Origin of the sequence: Polynucleobacter paludilacus (assembly GCF_018687595.1) — a bacterium.
Lineage (GTDB): Bacteria > Pseudomonadota > Gammaproteobacteria > Burkholderiales > Burkholderiaceae > Polynucleobacter > Polynucleobacter paludilacus.
Genome location: NZ_CP061298.1, coordinates 1,047,672 through 1,067,835 on the forward strand (window position 1 = coordinate 1,047,672; position 20,164 = coordinate 1,067,835).

The following is a 20,164-nucleotide window of genomic DNA, read 5'->3' on the forward strand; positions in this document are numbered from 1 at the left end:
TCTAATTAACCGTTAAAACAATCTTACCGACATGCTCCGAAGACTCCATCAAGCGATGGGCATCAGCCGCCTCTTCCAATGAAAAGGTTTTATAGATCACTGGCTTGAGTTTGCCTGCATTTAACAACGGCCAAATGCGCTCATATAATTGATGGGTAATTTGCTTTTTAAATGACACTGGGCGTGGACGCAATGTAGAGCCTGTAATGGTGAGACGGCGACGCAAAATCTGTCCCGTGTTCACTTCTGCTTTAGAGCCGCCCATAATGGCAATAATCACAATCCGACCATCATCAGCCAAACATTCCAGCTCACGCTGAACGTAAGTGCCGGTCACCATATCGAGGATAACGTTAACGCCTTTGCCATCCGTCACTTTTTTAATCTCTTCAACAAAATCTTGGGTTTTGTAATTGATTGCTAAGTCAGCGCCCAACTGTAAGCATGCAGCGCACTTCTCATCTGAGCCCGCAGTTACAAACACTTTATGACCGAGTGCCTTCGCAATCAAAATGGCAGTCACACCAATACCACTAGAGCCACCCTGCACTAGCAAAGTTTCACCTTCAGAAAGTTCACCGCGCATGAAAACATTGCTCCATACGGTATAAAACGTTTCAGGCAAAGCGGCTGCCTCTAGATCAGTAAATCCTTTGGGATAAGGCAAGCACTGCGCAATTGGGGCAGTACACAAATCTGCATAACCACCGCCTTGCACCAAGGCGCAAACCTTATCGCCGACTTTCAATCCAAGTGTGTTATCGGTATGCGCTAAGTCACCGCCAATAATTTCACCCGCAACTTCAAGCCCAGGAATATCTGATGCACCAGCAGGTACTGGGTAATGCCCCTTGCGTTGCAAAACATCAGGACGATTGATGCCAGCAGCAAGAACCCGAATTAAGACCTCACCTGAACCTGCAGCAGGTGCTGCAGGATCTGGGCGAGTGGCAGACACCAGCATTTCTGGTGCGCCAAACTCTTTGATTTCCATTACGCGCATGACAAACCCCGGATGAAAAAACTTATTTAGATTCTTCCGAGATTGGAGCAGCTTCTGCACCTTCAGCAGCAGTGCTACCAGCTAAGGGCTCAATCGTTCCGCCCTCATCTGCCATAGCCGCTTTGAGTGATAGGCGTAAACGACCACGCTCATCAGCAGCCAACAGTTTCACGCGAACAACTTGGCCTTCTTGTAAATAGTCTTTCACTTCTTTCACACGCTCTGTAGAAATCTCAGAGATGTGGAGCAAGCCATCTTTACCAGGAAGAATATTGACCAAAGCACCGAACTCAAGCAACTTCACAACTGGGCCTTCGTAGATCTTGCCAACTTCAGCTTCAGCAGTAATGCCTTCGATACGGGCTTTTGCTTCAGCCATGCCTTCAGCACTGGTAGAGGCAATGGTTACTGTTCCATCATCTTTAATGTCGATGCTGCAACCAGTCTCTTTGGTCAATGCCTGAATGGTTGCGCCACCCTTACCGATGACTTCGCGGATCTTATCTGGATGAATCTTGAAGCTGACCATCCGTGGTGCATGCGCTGACAATTCAGTACGAACTGAACCCATCGCTTCTTGCATCTTGCTCAAAATATGTAAACGGCCTTCTTGAGCTTGCGCCAAAGCAACTTGCATGATCTCTTTGGTAATGCCTTGTACTTTGATATCCATCTGCAAAGCAGTAATACCGTTAGCGGTACCCGCTACTTTGAAGTCCATATCGCCTAAGTGATCTTCATCACCGAGAATGTCGGTCAAGACTGCAAAACGATTGCCGTCAAGGATCAAGCCCATTGCTACGCCAGCAACGTGCGCCTTCACTGGAACGCCAGCGTCCATCATGGCCAAGCAACCGCCACAAACAGAAGCCATGGAGGAAGAACCATTGGACTCAGTAATTTCTGAAACCACACGAATACTGTATGCAAAGTCTTCTGGACTTGGCAATACTGGAATCAATGCGCGCTTCGCTAAACGGCCGTGACCGATTTCGCGACGCTTTGGACTACCAACGCGACCGGTTTCACCAGTGGCAAATGGAGGCATGTTGTAGTGGAACATGAAGCGATCACGGTACTCACCTTCGAGTGCATCGATGATCTGCTCGTCACGTGCTGTGCCCAAGGTAGCCACGACGAGGGCCTGGGTTTCACCACGGGTAAACAATGCTGAACCGTGAGTGCGTGGCAATACGCCATTCCGAATTTCGATTGGGCGAACAGTGCGAGTATCACGACCATCGATCCGTGGCTCACCATTCAAAATCTGACTACGCACAATTTTGGCTTCGATTTCGAACATGATGTTACCAACCGCAACTTCGTCCACTTCACCATCTTGCGCTAACTTCGCCAATACTGCTTTGGTAGTGGCTTTAAGCTTCTCAGAACGAGCGCTCTTTTGACGAATCTGATATGCCTCGCGCAATGGACCTTCAGCCAAGGCAGTGATCTTTGCGATCAAGGGCTCATCTTTAGGTGCAGGCTGCCAATCCCACTCAGGCTTGCCAGCTTCGCGAACTAAATCATTAATTGCATTGATCGCAGTTTGCATTTGCTCATGGCCAAACACTACTGCGCCCAACATGATCTCTTCAGATAATTGATTGGCTTCTGATTCCACCATCAATACTGCAGCTTGAGTACCAGCAACGATCAAATCGAGTTCGCTCGTAGTTTGCTCAGTACGAGTTGGGTTCAATAAATATTGACCATTGGTGTAACCCACGCGAGCTGCGCCAACTGGACCGCTGAAAGGAATGCCAGATACCGCCAAGGCTGCAGAAGCAGCGATTAAAGCAGGAATATCCGATGGCACTTCAGGATTAATCGAAAGTACGTGAATCACAACTTGTACTTCGTTGTAGAAGCCTTCTGGGAATAATGGACGAATCGGACGATCGATCAAGCGAGAGATCAACGTCTCACCTTCTGAAGGACGGCCTTCGCGACGGAAGAAACCACCAGGGATCTTGCCTGCTGCGTAAGTCTTCTCTAAGTAATCTACCGTGAGTGGGAAAAAGTCTTGGCCTGGCTTAGCGGTCTTAGAAGCAACCACAGTACCCATCACCACCGTGTCATCTACGTTAACGATAACGGCACCACCAGCTTGGCGAGCAATCTCACCAGTTTCCATCGTGACTTGATGGTTGCCCCATTGAAAACTCTTTACTGCTTTTTTAAACATCGTCATTCTGATCTTCTCCAAATTGTTCACGTCATACTCACATGAGCATGACGCTTGTCGCGGGATAAAGCAGTGTCACGACAACACTGGAGCGTTTGCAGATTACAAGGGATGCCATTCCAGGGAGACTCTAAATAAGGTACTCAGAAACCCATTGGAATGACACGATCCCCTACACAAATAATCTTGAAGCGCTCAAAAACATGCCATCTGCTTAAGACCGAATCTAGAAAGAAACAATCCCAAGGAAGATGGCATAGCAATACTAATAAGAATTACTTACGGAGACCTAATTTCTCAATCAATGCGCGATAGCGTCCCAAGTCTTTGCCTTTGAGGTAATCCAAAAGGCGACGGCGACGTGAAACCATCTTCAACAAGCCACGACGGCTGTGATGGTCTTTAGCGTTAGCCTTGAAATGGGGGGTTAATTCATTGATGCGGGCTGTCAGCAAAGAAACTTGCACTTCAGGACTACCCGTATCGTTTGCGCTGCGCGCATTGTCTTTGACGATTTCCGCCGTCTTGATATCAGCAACTGCCATTTTCATACTCCTTACTTGCGATCACCTGAGCTTTCACCCATCTGGTGTCGTGCGATTAAAAAACAAAAAAGCTTTAAAAATCAAAGCCATCGAATTGTAGCAGAGCCTAGAGCCCTAAAACTAGCGCCATGATGAAAAGAAAGATTGGTATTCTGATGTCATTACACCCAATAAATAATAAATATTTCAATTTAATCAAGGACTTATAAATGATCCCTCTGCGCACACTCCTTCAGAAACTGATTTTTGCAGGGTTTTTGGGCCTTTTATTGAGTAACACCCCTGCTTTTGCCCAGTTTTCCTCTATTTTGGGCAGCGATAAGACCGTAGCCCAGCAAAGAGATGAGATTCTGAAGAAGAACCAAGAGATCCTGAATCGACTCTACAAAACTGAGCCTAGCGCCAAGAGCGCCATTGAGAGTGCGGTTGCCTATGCGACTTTTAGTAATTTTGGCATGAAGATCCTCATTGCTGGCGGTGGCTCTGGTAGCGGGGTTGTTATCAGCAAAAACGGGGTCAAGCCCATTTATATGAAGATGGCTGAAGTCCAAGCGGGGGTTGGCCTAGGAGTGAAATCTTTCCAAAACATCTTTGTGTTTCAAACTCAAGCGGCTTTAAATAGCTTCATTAATTCAGGTTGGACTTTTGGGGGACAAACCACGGTAGCCGCTAAGTACGATCAAGATGGTGCCGCCTATGCTGGTGCAGTAGTAGCTGCTCCAGGCTTGCTGATGTATCAATTGACGGATTCAGGCCTTGCCGCTGAAATCACCGGCAAGGGCACCAAGTATTACAAAGACTCTGACCTGAATTAAGGCGTCATCTGGGCATTGAGTTTGGCCTGACTTGGATCATGCAATTTATTCAAAGCGGATAAGTAGGCTTTGGCTGAAGCCGCAATGATGTCAGGGTCAGTGCCCACGCCATTGACGATGCGTCCGCCCTTGGACAAGCGCACTGTGACCTCGCCCTGTGACTGCGTTCCGGAAGTAATGGCATTGACGGAGTAGAGCAACTGCTCTGCCCCACTCTGCGCTTTTGCCTCTATGGCATTCAGACTTGCATCAACCGGTCCATTGCCTTCCGCTTCAGAGCTCACCTCTTGATCTCCCATCCGGAAAGTAACGGTTGATTTGGGGCGAGCACCTGTTTCAGAATGCTGACTCAATGAAATGAATTGATAGTGCTCTGATTTTTCTGCTGCTGCCGAGTCAGACATGATGGCAATAATGTCTTCATCAAAAATATCAACCTTCTGGTCAGCCAAAGCTTTGAAGCGCACAAAGGCTTCATTCATTGCTTCTTCGGACTCAACCGTAATACCCAAATCTTGCAAGCGTTGCTTAAAGGCATTGCGCCCAGACAACTTGCCCAAAACAATCTTGTTTGCAGACCAACCTACATCTTCTGCACGCATGATTTCATAGGTCTCGCGGGCTTTTAAGATGCCATCCTGATGAATGCCAGAGGCATGAGCAAAGGCGTTCGCACCCACTACGGCTTTATTAGGCTGCACCACAAAGCCAGTGATTTGTGAAACCAATTTAGAGGCAGGCACAATTTGCGTCGCATCGATGCCGCAAGTCAAATCAAAGTAATCCTTGCGGGTACGCAATGACATCACGACTTCTTCTAAAGCGGTATTACCAGCGCGCTCTCCCAAACCGTTAATAGTGCACTCGACCTGACGCGCCCCACCGATCTTCACACCAGCCAAAGAGTTGGCAACAGCCATCCCTAAATCATTATGGCAATGCACAGACCAAATCGCTTTGTCAGAGTTCGGCACTTTAGTACGCAAAGTATGAATGAAATTGCCATACAACTCAGGGATTGCGTAGCCTACGGTATCGGGAATATTAATGGTGCTGGCACCCTCATTGATGACGGCTTCTACTACCCTCGCCAAGAAATCAATCTCCGAGCGATACCCATCCTCAGCAGAAAACTCCACATCGCTTGCTAAGTTTCTGGCAAAACGAATCGAGCGTTTGGCTTGCTCTAATACCTCTTCAGGTGATAAACGCAACTTGACTGCCATATGCAGAGGACTAGTAGCAATAAAGGCGTGAATTCGTTTGGCCTTGGCTTGCTTTAAAGCATCTGATGCACGGGTGATATCTTTTTCATTAGCGCGAGCGAGTGAGCACACTACAGAATCTTTCACAGCAGCGGCTACTGCGGCAATCGCGGCAAAGTCACCTTCTGAGCTGGCAGCAAAACCGGCTTCGATGACATCGACCTTGAGTCGTTCTAATTGACGAGCGATCCGCACCTTTTCATCTTTGGTCATGGAGGCGCCAGGCGATTGCTCGCCATCACGCAAGGTGGTGTCAAAAATGATTACTTTGTCATTCATCGCTACTCTCCGGTTCAAAACTACGCTCTTAAAAATAAAAAACCCCAGCAAATTGCTGGGGCTGGTATGTCATGGTTAATGAATGATTAGTGTCTCATCAACTCAGGCCTTACCCGCCCCAAGCTTTAGGCTTAGTGCTAGAAGGAGACCGGTTAAAAGTGAGAAATTCATCAACATGGAATTACTATAACCCAAAATTTGGGGATTAGCCAAATCGTTTGGGATTCATCATTTCCCAAGCCCAGATCACATAACCTGAGACGGAGTAAATGACGAAGAAGCCAAATAGAGTCAGCGGTGGGTTTGTGGAGATCAAAACAAATCCCAAAATCATCAAAACCATTACACCAAAGGGCACTCGATAGCGCACGTCCAAGGCCTTCCCGCTATAAAACTTGGCATTAGAAACCATGGTTAAGCCGGCATAAACCGTAATCAAAAAAGTAACCCAGGGAATAGCGTAATCCTGGACTGGGATCTTATTGTCATCAGCTAACCAAATGAAACCGGCTAAGAGCGATCCAGCAGCTGGGCTTGGCAAACCCTGAAAGAAACGCTTATCTACTACATGAGTGTTGACGTTAAACCGAGCCAGACGCAAGGCGGCACCAGCACAGTATGTAAAGGCAGCCAACCAACCCCACTTACCCAAGTCTTTTAAGACCCATTCATACGCCACTAAAGCAGGTGCCACACCAAACGAGACCATGTCCGCCAAAGAATCGTATTGCTCGCCAAAGGCACTTTGGGTATTGGTCATACGAGCGATTCGACCATCCATCCCATCTAATACTAAGGAAGCAAAAATCGCAATTGCCGCAATACCAAATTCATGATTCATCGCATTCACAATCGCAAAGAAACCACTGAATAAGGCTGCAGTAGTAAATGCGTTGGGCAATAAATAGATCCCCTTATTGCGTGGACGCTGATGCACTGGATGTATTTCTTCGACTTCATAATCCAGTGGATCACCAAGCTCTGCTGCTAAGCGGTCTTCGGGATGCCTAAAATGGGAACGCGATGTGCGACTGCGCTCGATTCGGCCACGACGTCTAAAGGTAGGCATTCTCAAGTCTTTAATCTAAGCCCGGTAAGCGAGCCAAGGCGGTATTGGTAGCAAAAACCCGATCACCTACGCTCACCATCGGTACCGCTGTTAAAGGCAGATACACATCGACCCGCGAGCCAAAGCGAATAAAGCCGTAGCGCTCACCCGCCTTCAGGCGATCACCCACGTGAACATAACAAAGTATGCGACGTGCAATTAATCCAGCCACTTGAACCAAAGTCACCGTCTGCCCATTGGCATCAATCACCATGGCATTGCGTTCATTCTCTAAGGAAGCCTTATCAAGATCCGCATTCACAAACTTACCAGGGAAATATTGAATCTCCTTCACAAGACCGTGAACGGCGCTGCGATTGGAGTGCACATTAAACACATTCATGAAGACGCTAATCTTCAAGGCCTCGCGTTTAGCGTAAGGATCTTGAGTGACTTCAACCACCACGATACGACCATCGGCAGGAGAAAGCACAAGATCGCGCCCAAGGGGAGCGATCCGTTGTGGATCACGAAAGAACTGTAGAACAAAGAAAAACAAAATCCAGAGGGGCCAAGACCAAGTAAAGCCACCTAGAGAGTGGACTAATAATGTCACGACTCCCAAGACTGCCAAATAGGGCCAACCTTCTTTAGCGATCAGGGGGTGTGGATACATCATCTTTTAATAGTCTCTTTAGTGATCTGGTGACTTAGTTCTTGGATTGGTCAACTAATTTGTTCTTGGCAATCCAAGGCATCATGGCACGCAGTTTAGCGCCCACAATTTCAATATCGTGCTCAGCATTCAAGCGACGACGAGAAATCAAAGTAGGTGCGCCTGCTTTGTTTTCCAAGATGAAGCTCTTGGCGTACTCACCAGTCTGAATATCTTTCAAGCACTGACGCATGGCGCTCTTGGTATCTTCGGTCACAACCCGAGGACCAGTGACATACTCGCCATACTCTGCATTATTAGAGATGGAGTAGTTCATATTGGCAATACCGCCTTCGTAGATCAAGTCTACGATTAACTTGAGCTCATGTAAGCACTCAAAATAAGCCATTTCAGGAGCGTAGCCTGCTTCAACTAAAGTCTCAAAGCCTGCTTTGATCAACTCAACAGCACCACCGCACAGAACAGCCTGCTCACCAAACAAATCCGTTTCAGTTTCTTCGCGGAAATTAGTTTCGATGATGCCGGCGCGACCACCACCATTGGCAGCTGCATAGGACAAAGCGATATCGCGAGCAGAAGCTGATTTATCTTGGTACACGGCGATCAAATGGGGTACACCACCGCCCTGAGCATAAGTTCCGCGCACAGTATGGCCAGGCGCCTTAGGGGCAATCATGATCACATCCAAATCAGCACGGGGTTGTACTTGACCGTAATGAACGTTGAAGCCGTGGGCAAATGCCAAAGCAGCACCCTGCTTGATGTTGGCATGCACTTCTTTGTTGTACACATCGGCAATTTGCTCATCTGGCAACAGCATCATGACGATATCTGCATCTTTAACCGCTTCAGCCACTTCTTTAACAGTTAAACCAGCATTTGCTGCCTTTTTCCAAGAGGCACCGTCTTTACGTAAGCCCACTGTAACTTTGACGCCAGAATCATTCAGGTTCAATGCGTGTGCATGACCTTGTGAACCATAACCAATGATGGTGACGTTCTTGCCTTTAATCAGGGACAAATCAGCGTCTTTATCGTAAAAAACTTTCATGCTATTTCCTTGTGTGAAAAATATGGACTACTTTGTAATGAATCCGTTAAAAAAATTAGACCTTCAAAATTCGTTCGCCACGACCGATCCCAGAGCCGCCTGAACGGACAGTTTCCAAAATCGATGCGCGATCAATCGAATCAATAAATGCATCGAGTTTCATGCCATCACCCGTGAGCTCAATCGTGTAACTTTTATCGGTGACATCAATAATGCGGCCACGGAAGATGTCAGTTGTGCGCTTGAGCTCTTCACGCTCCTTACCAACTGCGCGCACTTTGATCATCATCAGCTCACGCTCGATATGAGGACCTTCGGTCAAATCAAAGACCTTTACCACTTCAACTAAGCGGTTCAGATGCTTTGTGATTTGCTCGATGATGTCTTCAGAACCAACTGTCACAATCGTCATACGCGACAAAGAAGAATCCTCGGTTGGCGCAACACTCAGTGTCTCAATGTTGTAGCCCCGTGCCGAGAATAAGCCAACCACACGCGATAAAGCGCCTGGTTCGTTCTCTAATAAAACCGAAATAATGTGTCGCATTAGAGATCCTCGCTACCCAAGAGCATCTCACTAATGCCCTTACCGGCCTGCACCATAGGCCAAACGTTTTCTTCCGGATCGGTCTGAAAATCCATAAATACAGTGCGGTCCTTCAAGCGAATGGCTTCCTTGAGCGCGCCCTCAACATCAGACTTCTTCTCAATGCGCATGCCAACGTGACCAAAGGCTTCAGCCAATTTCACGAAGTCTGGTAAAGAATCCATGTATGAACTGGAGTAACGCTTGTTATAGGTCAACTCCTGCCATTGACGAACCATACCTAAGTAGCGATTGTTCAAAGACACGATCTTCACCGGTGTGTTGTATTGCTTGCAGGTTGACAGCTCCTGAATACACATCTGAATCGAACCCTCACCAGTCACAGTGAAAACGTCTTTATCTGGGAAGGCTTTCTTGATGCCCATAGCGTACGGCAAGCCAACGCCCATGGTGCCAAGACCACCCGAGTTAATCCAGCGACGGGGTTTATCAAACTTGTAGAACTGTGCAGCCCACATTTGATGCTGACCAACGTCAGAGCAAATAAAGGCATCACCACCAGTGAGCTCCCAAAGCTTCTGAATGACGTACTGAGGCTTTACGATTTGGGACTGCTCGTCATACTTCAAGCAATCTTTTTTGCGCCATTCATTAATCTGCGCCCACCACGCTGCCAGCTTGGCATCATTCTTCAGCGGCCCTGCTACTTTGAGCTGCGCAGTCATCTCTTGCAACACTTCTTTGAGGTTGCCAACAATGGGAACATCCACCTTCACCCGTTTCGAAATCACAGAGGGATCGATATCGATGTGGATGATCTTGCGCGGATGACTTGCAAAGTGTTCGGTATTACCGATCACGCGATCGTCAAAGCGCGCGCCAATCGCTATCAACACATCGCTGTGTTGCATTGCCATATTGGCTTCGTAAGTGCCGTGCATACCCAGCATGCCCAAAAACTGTGGGCTCGTTCCAGGAAAACCACCCAAGCCCATCAAGGTATTGGTGACGGGATAACCCAAGAGATCAGCGAATTCTTTTAACTCTGGCGCAGCATCGGCCAGGATGATGCCGCCGCCGGTATAAATATAAGGACGCTCAGCCTCTTGTAGCAAAGCAACCGCTTTGCGGATTTGACCGCTATGGCCCTTCACTACCGGGTTATAGGAACGCATCTCCAAGGTTTCGGGATAAACAAAAGGTCCCTTGGTTGCGGAGATATCTTTGGGAATATCGACCAAGACTGGGCCAGGTCTTCCAGTGCGTGCAATATGAAAAGCCTTCTTCAACACCAGGGGCAAATCTTTAATGTCTTTAACCAAGAAATTGTGCTTCACGATTGGACGTGTAATGCCTACCGTATCCGCTTCTTGGAAAGCATCTTCACCAATCGCATAAGTTGGTACGTTACCGCTAATGATCACCATCGGGATCGAGTCGGTATACGCAGTCGCAATTCCGGTAACAGCATTCGTTACGCCAGGACCGGATGTGACTAAAGCAACGCCAACCTTGCCGGTTGCGCGTGCATAACCATCAGCCGCATGCACTGCTGCTTGCTCATGGCGAACCAGGATATGTTCAAACTTATCCTGTTTAAAAATTTCGTCGTAGATAAAAAGCACTGCTCCACCGGGATATCCCCAGACAAATTCAACGCCTTCTGCGTGCAAAGCATGCACGAGCATTTCGGCACCGATCATTTCTGGTGGAGGGGTTTTGGAGCTGGCTGAGTCTGGATTAGCTGTTTTAGCTAAAAATTCTGCGCTGCTTGTATTCATTTTCTTTCGTCCTTTGCAATTTTCGGCAAAAAATTGTTTGGTCTGTTCTGTCCCTGGCTTATGACCTGGGTTCGAACGGCGCTGCTACCAAAGAAAATCACTTCTTGAATGATTTTCTCGGCAGTAAGCCCTCTATTCTATAGCAATCCCCTAAAATAGCTCAACCATACCGATTCAGGTCTAATCCTTTGCATGGCATCAGCCCAAGAACTATCTGATTTTCTGAGCAGTGTTGAGCAGCGCGCTTTTAAACAAGCGGTCTACGCTGTGCGAGACGACGATGCTGCGCTGGATATTGTTCAGGACGCCATGATCAAACTGGCTGAAAAATACGGTGATCGGCCAGCCGCCGAACTCCCGCTAGTCTTTACTCGTATCCTCCAAAACCGGATTCATGACTGGTTTAGAAGGCAAAAGGTCAGAAATGCTTGGGTGACCCTATTTTCTAGCATGGGTAAAAAATCCGAGGAAAACGATGATTTTGACCCTTTAGAGCAACTTTCTGCCCCAGATGACAGCCAAATTCATCAAGATGGGTCTCAAAAGCTGGAACAAAGTCAGCTTTTACAGGCTTTAGAGTCAGAAATATCTAAATTACCTGTCCGTCAACGAGAAGCCTTCCTCATGCGTTATTGGGATGAGCTCAGTATTTCTGATACCGCAAAAGCAATGAATTGTAGTGAAGGTAGTGTAAAAACACATTGTTCAAGAGCCACTCAGTCTTTAGCTAAAGCATTGAAATTAAAAGGAATTACCCTGTGAACCACAGCAAAATTGACAATTTGACCCCACTAGAAGCCGATCGCTTTGGTCAGGCCAGCGCTGCTCTTTTGCGTCAGGGAGCCCAAAACTTACCTGCGAACATTAAAGACCGTCTTTATGCAGTACGTATGAAGGCGCTGTCACTGAGCAAAGCTCAAGTGCATGCTCGCTCTAACGTATTAGCCACTAATACTGGTAACTGGTCATCACACTCGAGCACGCTTTGGGATGGCTTCAGATGGGCTGCACCCGTCGCCTTTTTGGTTCTGGGTCTTTATGGTATTGCTCAGTGGCAGCAAGATTCACGAATTAATGACATTGCCCAAGTCGATGCGGCCTTATTAACTGACGATGTTCCACCTGATGCCTATGCAGATAGCGGCTTTTTGAGCTTCTTAAAGAATGGCCCCCTATCAGACTCGGACTCTGATAGCGTAGACCCTTCGACTCACTAAGCCCATACTGGCTAAGCCAGCTTAATTCTGCCTATGCCCCACTCCCTCAAAAACCATCTCGCCAGTAGCCTAGCCCTGCTGGCTTTATGCTTTCTGGGGCCCGTTGGCTTAAGCGGCGCACAAGCTCAAAGCTCTGGAGCAGCAGGTGGAGCTCATGCAAAAGCGACTGGCATTCCCGAGAAAACACCAGATGGAATTTGGGATAACTTAAAACCGAGTCAACAAGCAATATTGGCTCCGCTAGAGGAAGACTGGGATTACCTCACACCCGAAAGTCGTAAACGCTGGGTTCAGGTTTCTAATCTTTACCCAAAGATGAGTGAATCAGAGCAACAACGCCTTCAATCTAGGATGAAGAGTTGGTCGAATTTATCCCAAAAAGATCGTCGCATTGCCCGCGAGAACTATCTTGCCAGCCTGAAGTTTCCTGCAGACAAAAAAGCAGAGGCCTGGAGTGCCTATCAAAAACTGAGCGAAGAACAAAAAAAGAAATTGGCCATGCTCGAGGAGAGTAAAAAGAAGCCCAATGCAGTAAGCTCGCCAACCTTGATACAGCATCCGATAACTCAAAAGTCCGACATTGTCATCAAAGCTCCGCACAATCCGCCTAGCACGAGCACCACCCCCGCTGAATCTAATAGCGAAAGCTCCTCAAACTCAAATCCCTATTGAGCTATTTGCATGACCCCTTCTGAGTTAAATGCATTACCTGCACCCCTGTTTTGGCGCAGAGTGTTTTGCAGCCTTTATGAACAGCTCGTTTTATTGGGCGTTGTGGCTTTGACTTTTTTATTGCCGAACCTAGCCCTAGGCATTTTGTTCGGAATTTCTTTGCCGAGCTGGCTGACTTTTTTATATCTGTATCTCGTGCTTGGGTTTTACTTTGTTTGGTACTGGACCAAGACGGGACAAACTTTAGCGATGCAAACCTGGCGCATCAGACTGATTGCTCTCAATGGGATGGCGCCGACCCGCATTCAAGCAATACGGCGTTACATTTATGGATCACTATGGCTTGCGCCTTGTATTGGTATCCAATACTGCTTTGATTTACATCGCTGGCAAATTATTGAAATGCTATTTTTTGTGGCGCTCTTTTTGTGGCCACTCAGCATCTTCTTGGATCGAGTAAGTCCATTACAGCGTCAAGGACTTCCCGATCGGTTGGCAGGTACGCGTCAAGTCGTTCTACCAACAAATCGGGTCACACTGAGCTGACTTACTGCCCCAAAGGCTTGGGCAACTTCGCAGCGTACTTATTCAGCTCTACTTCGTATAGCTTCAAGATCTGCGCCAAGGCTTCTTGCTGACCTTGAACAAGTGCTTCTGGGGTGTTATTCGTCAAAGCAACTCGCTTGGTATAGCGATTATTGCCAATCACCGGCTTTTCGTTACCTGCTGTTGTTACGGTGAGGAAGAACTCGACTGTTACAACAGCCTCTGGTCGAACTCGGTAATCACCATAAAACTCTTCTACGCTAGCCTGCAAGGTATAAAAAGGAAAGAAGCTGGTGTTCTGCCCCACCGTCATTGCAAACATATTGGCCTGGTTCATCCACTGACGAGTAGCATTGGAGACCATCTCATTTGGTAATGTGGCATAGACGTTATAGAAGTCTTTCTCATAACGGTTATCACCCAAGCGATAGACCAGAGATTTACCATCAAATGGGGGCGTTACTGAAACTGTGCCCATCCGTAACCAAATATCCGTACGAGCTTGATAAGTAGGACCCGTTCTCACAGGGGCCACTAACCAGCTATTGGTCTCGATGGGTGGGCGATTTGGCAATGAGCAAGCCAATAATGTGCAGGCCGATGCAGCACAGAGGATGAACTTCAGCGTATTGGCACTCATGATGTGATTGAATCTCATTTTTGACCTCCCGCAGCGCTACTGCTTTGTGTTCCATTCATGGGCAGAATAATTTTTGGTGGAGGCTCCCCCCAAATCAGGGTGGCAGGCGAGCGACTGGCAATCCGCGACAACTCATTGAGCTGTTCGGTCGTTTGACGAATATTTTCCATGGAGATTTCTGTATTGCCTTGGACGCTCGTGAGAGTCTGACGCAAAGAGACTATTGACCCAATCAGCTCTCGGGTTAAGACTTCTAGCTCACCTTTATCCGTCACCTTAGAGATACGCTCCAGAACGATATTGAGCTCTTGTACAGACTTCACGACACCCTGGTTTCCTTTACCATCGCCAGCCATCAGCACGTTGAGGTTGGTTAATAAGGCGTTAAATTTTTGCTGAGTTTCCTGTATGTCGGCTTTGCTCAATGAATCCACAATCTTCTGTAGGCCAGAAAGAATTTCATCAGTCTGACTTGGCAATGAAGGGATCTCAAAATACTCCGGTTTCCATGGAAATTTTAGCGGTGGATACATTTCTGCAGAAGAGTGCGATGCAAAGTCAAACTCAACATAGTTCACACCCGTAATCCCCATCGACTTCACGCGAGTACGAAGACGATCCTGTACAAACGTATTCAGACTTTCTTGATCGATCTTATCGCCAAAGATTTGCATCCGGATCACCACATATTCTTTGCGCTCCGTAATCGGAGTTTCTTTCTCATACATATCGCCAGATAAGCCGACTAAAGTAACTTGTCCAATCTTGACCCCCCGAAAACGAACGGGAGCACCAACATCCAAGCCAGTGACAGACTGTTTGACGTAGGTTTCCACCATGAAGGAGGGTTTGAACAAACGCCCTCCTCCAAAGATCAGAATAATGGCAATCAAAACGCCGATGGCACTGAGTACAAACGCACCTAAGCGAAAATAATTGGGATTGGCATTGTTACTCATGCGACTTCCTTACTCATAATGCGGTTAAAGAATTGATGGACGCGAGGGTCGGGGCTGGAATCTCGTAATACCTTGGGATCACCCTCGGCAATAATACTTTTGGTCTTTTTATCTAGCATGATGACTTTATCGGCAATGGCGTAGATGCTCGCCAACTCATGAGAAACAATCACAAAGGTAAAACCGAGGTTTTTAGATAAATCCAAGATGGTACTGTCCAGATCTGCTGAGGTAATTGGATCAAGACCTGCAGAAGGCTCATCCAAGAACAGAATCTTCGGATCCAATGCCATCGCACGCGCAATGGCAGCGCGCTTTTGCATACCACCACTAATCTCGTTCGGCATATAGCTTTCATAAGGCAGCAAACCAACTAAATCGAGTTTGCAACGTGCTAAGAGCTTCATTTGGTCTTGGGTCAACTGGGTGTACTCTTCCATAAAGAGTGTCACGTTATCCAGGAGATTCATTGAGCCAAATAAAGCACCCTGCTGGTACATCATGCCAAAGCTCGTCATAATTTTTTGTCGCTCGGCACCGACTGCAGTCGTAATGTTCTGCCCTTCAATCAAGACATCACCAGCCAAAGGTTGATGGAGACCGTTGAGATTGGTTAATAGGCTCGATTTTCCGCAACCAGAGCCGCCAAGAATCACAAAGATTTCGCCAGCGTTCACGGAGAAATTGAGGTTCTGGAGCAAAATATTTGAGCCATAACCTACGGTCAGGTTCTGCACATCAATGGCTGGTGTGTTTGTCATCAGAAGCCCGTCTTATAAGAAATGAAGGCAAAGATGCCATCCACCAATACGATCAGCACAATACTGCTCACCACTGCCCGCGTTGCAGAGATACCGACCGCTGCAGCCCCAGTCCCCGTTTGCATTCCACGCAAACAACCGACCGCAGAAACAACCACACCAAACAGCGTCGCCTTAATCAAGCCAGACAGGATGTCTTCGATACCGACTACCTGCAACATGCCGTTATAGAAGTTCACCATGGGCACACCATAAATGACTAGGGTGAGTGCTGAAGAAAAGACGCTCACAAGATCGGCAAATAAAGTCAGAATTGGTGTCACCAAAATACCTGCCAATACACGGGGCACAATCAAGAAACGAACTGGACTGAGACCGCCTGTCACTAAGGCATCAACTTCATTGTTCACAGTCATCGTACCGATCTCCGCAGCGAACGCAGCTGAGGAACGGCCAGCCAATAAGATCGCGGTGATCAATGGCCCGAGTTCGCGGAAAATGCCGAGAGAAACCAAGGGGCCCACAAAAGAGATAGCGCCGAACTGTTGCATACCAATGGCAGATTGGAAGGACAAAATCACGCCAATCAGAAAGGCCACCAAACCTACAATCGGCAAGGCCGCAATACCAGCTTGAACAGCGGCATTCACAAAATCGCCCCAACGGACTTTAGCGGGATTACATACTGACCACGCTAAGTCTGATGCGAGGTGTCCAGTAAAAGAAATTAAGCCTGCTGAATCATCCAAAAGGTTTTGGGTCGCCATTCCGGTGCTGACTACAAAACTTCTTTTTGGCTTTACAACTGCAGGGGGGAACAAATTACCAATCGGCTCAAATTCTTTGAGGAGCGGTTGATAGCGCGCATCCAGTCCAATGATCTCAAATTGACCACTGGCATTTTTTTGCGCCTGCTCAAGATCGATCAAAAAAGCAAATCCGGAGCCATCCAATGAGGTGACTTGGCTGGCATCAAATGAGAGTGCGGGATTTTTACCCTTTGCCTGAGTTAACCAAGCGTCCTGCTTTTGGCGAATGTCTGTCCAAGTGTGCGCCAAGGTGTAGACATTGACCTGCCCTTTCAGGGCCACTTTGGCATGCAGGGGGTCGAGTAAAGTCCATTCAGCTACTGGTGAATCGAGGTTTTGTTCTAATGGGCCGGGAATGGTCTGAGAAACGCTCATAGCCTAACTATAAGGGATCTCGATGACTCCCATAAGGAAAAGGGCCCAGTTTTTACACTAGGCCCTTGGTGTTTTGGTGCGGCTGGCAGGAATTGAACCCACGACCCCTTGGTTCGTAGCCAAGTACTCTATCCAGCTGAGCTACAGCCGCAACAGCCATAATTATGCCATGGAAGAGAAGAACTACATCACACCCACCGGTCACGAACGTATCAAAACTGAGCTTTTGCAGCTTTTAGACGTCGAACGTCCCGAGATTGTGAAGGTAGTCCATTGGGCCGCCTCCAACGGGGATCGCTCTGAAAATGGCGACTACATCTACGGAAAAAAACGTTTACGGGAAATTGATCGCCGCATTCGCTTCCTCAATCAACGGCTGGAATTCGCCGTAGTAGTTGATAACACCGCCCGCAAATCGGGAGAAGCTGATGCAGAGCAGATCTTCTTCGGTGCTACCGTGAGCTATGCCGCGCTCGAAGGAAAAGACGCCGGGAAAGAAACATGCATCACGATTGTCGGAGTAGATGAGGTCGATTTAGACAAAGGCAATGTGAGCTGGGTCTCACCGATTGCAAAAGCACTGATCAAAGCCAGATTGGGCGACTGCGTCAAGATTCAGACACCTACCGGTCTGACTGAGATTGAAATCTTAGATGTGCAGTATCTTTAGTCTGAGCGGGTGCGTGTCGCTCGCATCACATCATGATTTGAGCGCAAGCTACGCATCACCTTAGAGAGATGCAAGCGATCAGAAACCTGAATCGTAAAGCGAATCACTACAGAATCTTCTTTGTAACGATCGTCCATCGAGACATTCAAAATATTGGAATCGGCGGAGGTAATGCTGCTAGCCACTCGAGCGAGTACACCCTTGCCTTGGCGAGTATCGACCGCCAGATCCACTTCGAACTCGCGATTAATATCTTTCCCCCACTCCACCTCAACCCATTTATCACCATCTTTTGAGAGCATGCGTAAGGCATGGGGACAATCATTAGTGTGAATGTGCAGGCCCTCGCCTTTACCGAGGTAGCCAATAATGTTGTCACCTGGAATGGGATGACAACAACTCTGGAAGCTAATGGAATTGCCCTCGCGACCATCCACAATAATGGCCTGGCGCTGATGAGAATAGGAAGGCTCAAGCTGTGTAGCGGCCCAATCGGCAGCATCTAACCGCATTTGCTCACCCATACCCTCCTCATCGAGCAGAATCTTCAAGCGAATCGCGAGCTCTTGGGGTGAACGTCGTCCGAGCGCAATATTGACGCAGGCCTCTTCACGGGTTTTATCGCCTGTCCAATGGAGTAATTTTTCCCAGACCTCGCCAGTCAATAAAGCAGCATCGACTCCTTGCTGGCGTAAGGCGCTCATCAAAAGACGCTCGCCCAATTGCAAGGATTCAGAATAATGTTTGGTTTTTAAGGAGTGGCGAATGGCTGCGCGTGCTTTACCTGTGCGAACAAAGGCTAACCAGCCAGGGTTAGGTTGCGAGCTTGCCGAAATAATGACCTCAATAATGTCGCCATTCTTAAGCTCACTGCGCAGCGGTAATTGCAGTCCGTTGATCTTGACTGCGACACAGGTGTTACCAAGATCGCTATGAATGGAATAAGCGAAGTCAAGCGCAGTAGCGCCACGCGGTAAGGCGCGGATATGCCCCTTAGGCGTAAAGACATATACCGCATCTGGGAACAAATCAATCTTGACATGCTCAAGGAACTCTTGCGGGTCGCCACTACTATCCTGAATATCAATCAGCGATTGCAACCATTGGTGGGCTCGGTTCTGCACCTCACTCATATCAGGAGCACCATCTTTATAGGCCCAGTGGGCTGCTACGCCAGCCTCCGCTACTGCATGCATATCACTCGTACGAATCTGAAACTCTACTGGCACACCTGATGGCCCAATCAGGGTCGTATGTAAAGATTGATAGCCATTGAGTTTAGGGATAGCAATGTAATCTTTGAACTTCCCTGGCATGGGCTTAAACAGCGCATGCAAAATACCCAGAGCGCGGTAACACTCATCAATCGAACTGACCGTCACGCGAAATGCATAGACATCTAGCACTTGAGAAAAATTCACATGCTTTGCGCGCATTTTGGAATAAATACTGAACAGGGTTTTCTCGCGCCCCTGCAAGTCCACTACTAAATCGGATTTGGCAAACGCCATACGCGTGGCTTGCAGAATTTTTTCCACCATCTCTTTGCGATTACCACGCGCCCGTTTAACAGCCTTCTCAATAACCCTGAAACGCATCGGCATTGAGTAGCGAAAACTAAGGTCTTGTAATTCACGATAGATCAGATTGAGTCCCAAGCGATGGGCAATCGGCGCATAAATTTCAATTGTCTCGGCAGCAACCCGGCGGCGCTTTTCCATCGGTACTGCATCCAAGGTCCGCATATTGTGAGTACGGTCCGCTAGCTTGACCAAAATGACTCTCACGTCCCTAGCCATCGCCATGAACATTTTGCGAAAGCTCTCTGCTTGCGCTTCAGCATGGCTTTGGAACTCGAGTTTGTCGAGCTTAGTTAAACCTTCAACCAGTTCAGCAACCTTCGCCCCAAAGCGCTCAACCAATTCTGCTTTGGTTGAGCCAGTATCTTCAATCACATCATGCATTAACGCAGCCATGATGGAAGCAGCGTCTAATTTCCATGTGGCACATAACTCAGCAACAGCGACTGGATGGGTTATATAGGGTTCGCCGCTATGACGGTATTGACCTAGGTGGGCTGCATCAGAATACTGAAACGCCTTTTTAATTTGGCCAATCTCATCAGGCTTGAGGTAGGTCAACTTATTGAGTAAACCCTCAATGGAAACGACTTGGTGCTTGAGTGGCAGAGTAGGTGCAGAAGTTGGGCCGAATAAATGGCGACTCGATTGCGCCAACAGAGTCGCAATAATCGATTTCTTACCTGCCTGTGCATCTAATGAATTTTGGGGATCAAGCAATTCTGCTTGCCCAGAAA

The 20,164-nt window shown here is 47.8% G+C and carries 20 protein-coding genes and 1 tRNA gene; 6 read left to right on the plus strand and 15 right to left on the minus strand.

What is annotated here, in order from left to right; translation table 11 throughout:
* Nucleotide 1: 1 nt before the first annotated feature.
* From AOC06_RS05545 to rpsO, 3 genes are all read right to left on the minus strand, one after another.
* The gene (locus tag AOC06_RS05545; protein WP_215379308.1) at nt 2-1,003 is read right to left on the minus strand and encodes an NAD(P)H-quinone oxidoreductase; all 1,002 of its coding nucleotides are present in this window, start codon (nt 1,001-1,003) and stop codon (nt 2-4) included.
* Nucleotides 1,004-1,025: 22 nt separating this feature from the next.
* Nucleotides 1,026-3,197 carry a polyribonucleotide nucleotidyltransferase gene (gene pnp, locus AOC06_RS05550; protein WP_215379310.1) on the minus strand — a complete coding sequence of 724 codons (2,172 nt, stop codon included), beginning with the start codon at nt 3,195-3,197 and terminating at the stop codon, nt 1,026-1,028.
* A 269-nt stretch (nt 3,198-3,466) separates the two neighbouring features.
* Nucleotides 3,467-3,736, minus strand: coding sequence for a 30S ribosomal protein S15 (rpsO, locus tag AOC06_RS05555; protein WP_112204355.1), 270 nt, complete (start codon nt 3,734-3,736; stop codon nt 3,467-3,469).
* A 209-nt stretch (nt 3,737-3,945) separates the two neighbouring features.
* Here rpsO and AOC06_RS05560 point away from each other — a divergent pair, with 209 nt between their 5' ends.
* Nucleotides 3,946-4,551, plus strand: a complete 606-nt coding sequence (locus tag AOC06_RS05560; protein ID WP_215379312.1) for a lipid-binding SYLF domain-containing protein — start codon at nt 3,946-3,948, stop codon at nt 4,549-4,551.
* Here the strand turns inward: AOC06_RS05560 and AOC06_RS05565 are convergent.
* The 6 genes from AOC06_RS05565 to AOC06_RS05590 all read right to left on the minus strand — a co-directional run bounded on the left by AOC06_RS05565 (nt 4,548) and on the right by AOC06_RS05590 (nt 11,198).
* Nucleotides 4,548-6,095, minus strand: coding sequence for a 2-isopropylmalate synthase (locus AOC06_RS05565; protein WP_215379313.1), 1,548 nt, complete (start codon nt 6,093-6,095; stop codon nt 4,548-4,550). The two genes, AOC06_RS05560 and AOC06_RS05565, sit on opposite strands and share 4 nt — an antisense overlap.
* Nucleotides 6,096-6,300: 205 nt before the next feature.
* Nucleotides 6,301-7,164, minus strand: coding sequence for a CDP-diacylglycerol--serine O-phosphatidyltransferase (pssA, locus tag AOC06_RS05570; RefSeq protein WP_215368734.1), 864 nt, complete (start codon nt 7,162-7,164; stop codon nt 6,301-6,303).
* Between the two features lie 10 nt (nt 7,165-7,174).
* Entirely contained in the window at nt 7,175-7,822 is a 648-nt protein-coding gene (locus AOC06_RS05575) for a phosphatidylserine decarboxylase (protein ID WP_215351122.1), read from the minus strand.
* Nucleotides 7,823-7,853: 31 nt separating this feature from the next.
* Nucleotides 7,854-8,870 (minus strand): ketol-acid reductoisomerase, encoded by a 1,017-nt coding sequence (gene ilvC / locus AOC06_RS05580; protein ID WP_215379315.1) that lies wholly within the window; start codon nt 8,868-8,870, stop codon nt 7,854-7,856.
* A gap of 55 nt (nt 8,871-8,925) precedes the next feature.
* A complete protein-coding gene (gene ilvN / locus AOC06_RS05585; RefSeq protein ID WP_112204366.1) occupies nt 8,926-9,417 on the minus strand; it encodes an acetolactate synthase small subunit in 492 nt (163 codons plus the stop codon).
* Nucleotides 9,417-11,198: an acetolactate synthase 3 catalytic subunit gene (locus AOC06_RS05590; protein ID WP_215379318.1), complete on the minus strand. Its 1,782-nt coding sequence runs from the start codon at nt 11,196-11,198 to the stop codon at nt 9,417-9,419. Before AOC06_RS05590 ends, ilvN begins: the two co-directional genes overlap by 1 nt.
* A 192-nt stretch (nt 11,199-11,390) precedes the next feature.
* On the opposite strand from AOC06_RS05590, the gene AOC06_RS05595 reads away from it, so the two are divergent.
* Genes AOC06_RS05595 through AOC06_RS05610 form a run of 4 tightly spaced genes read left to right on the plus strand, consistent with a single transcriptional unit; the run spans nt 11,391 to nt 13,633 of the window.
* Nucleotides 11,391-11,960, plus strand: coding sequence for an RNA polymerase sigma factor (locus AOC06_RS05595; RefSeq protein WP_215379320.1), 570 nt, complete (start codon nt 11,391-11,393; stop codon nt 11,958-11,960).
* Entirely contained in the window at nt 11,957-12,415 is a 459-nt protein-coding gene (locus AOC06_RS05600; protein WP_255879894.1) for a DUF3619 family protein, read from the plus strand. The genes AOC06_RS05595 and AOC06_RS05600 overlap by 4 nt, the downstream gene beginning before the upstream one ends.
* A gap of 33 nt (nt 12,416-12,448) precedes the next feature.
* Entirely contained in the window at nt 12,449-13,087 is a 639-nt protein-coding gene (locus AOC06_RS05605) for a DUF3106 domain-containing protein (RefSeq protein ID WP_215379323.1), read from the plus strand.
* A gap of 9 nt (nt 13,088-13,096) precedes the next feature.
* Entirely contained in the window at nt 13,097-13,633 is a 537-nt protein-coding gene (locus AOC06_RS05610; protein WP_215379325.1) for an RDD family protein, read from the plus strand.
* Between the two features lies 1 nt (nt 13,634).
* On the opposite strand, the gene AOC06_RS05615 is transcribed toward AOC06_RS05610, so the two are convergent.
* The 5 genes from AOC06_RS05615 to AOC06_RS05635 all read right to left on the minus strand — a co-directional run bounded on the left by AOC06_RS05615 (nt 13,635) and on the right by AOC06_RS05635 (nt 17,328).
* Entirely contained in the window at nt 13,635-14,273 is a 639-nt protein-coding gene (locus tag AOC06_RS05615) for a PqiC family protein (RefSeq protein WP_215285428.1), read from the minus strand.
* A gap of 14 nt (nt 14,274-14,287) precedes the next feature.
* Nucleotides 14,288-15,232, minus strand: a complete 945-nt coding sequence (locus AOC06_RS05620; protein WP_215379328.1) for an MlaD family protein — start codon at nt 15,230-15,232, stop codon at nt 14,288-14,290.
* Nucleotides 15,229-15,993 (minus strand): ABC transporter ATP-binding protein, encoded by a 765-nt coding sequence (locus AOC06_RS05625; RefSeq protein ID WP_215285430.1) that lies wholly within the window; start codon nt 15,991-15,993, stop codon nt 15,229-15,231. The genes AOC06_RS05620 and AOC06_RS05625 overlap by 4 nt, the downstream gene beginning before the upstream one ends.
* The gene (locus tag AOC06_RS05630; protein ID WP_215379331.1) at nt 15,993-17,177 is read right to left on the minus strand and encodes an ABC transporter permease; all 1,185 of its coding nucleotides are present in this window, start codon (nt 17,175-17,177) and stop codon (nt 15,993-15,995) included. The genes AOC06_RS05625 and AOC06_RS05630 overlap by 1 nt, the downstream gene beginning before the upstream one ends.
* 74 nt (nt 17,178-17,251) lie before the next feature.
* Nucleotides 17,252-17,328: transfer RNA gene (locus tag AOC06_RS05635), tRNA-Arg, on the minus strand.
* Between the two features lie 18 nt (nt 17,329-17,346).
* On the opposite strand from AOC06_RS05635, the gene greB reads away from it, so the two are divergent.
* A complete protein-coding gene (gene greB, locus AOC06_RS05640; RefSeq protein WP_215379334.1) occupies nt 17,347-17,847 on the plus strand; it encodes a transcription elongation factor GreB in 501 nt (166 codons plus the stop codon).
* Here greB and AOC06_RS05645 read toward each other — a convergent pair.
* Complete coding sequence (locus AOC06_RS05645; RefSeq protein ID WP_255880100.1) at nt 17,844-20,147, minus strand: RelA/SpoT family protein; 2,304 nt, start codon at nt 20,145-20,147, stop codon at nt 17,844-17,846. The two genes, greB and AOC06_RS05645, sit on opposite strands and share 4 nt — an antisense overlap.
* Nucleotides 20,148-20,164: the final 17 nt, after the last annotated feature.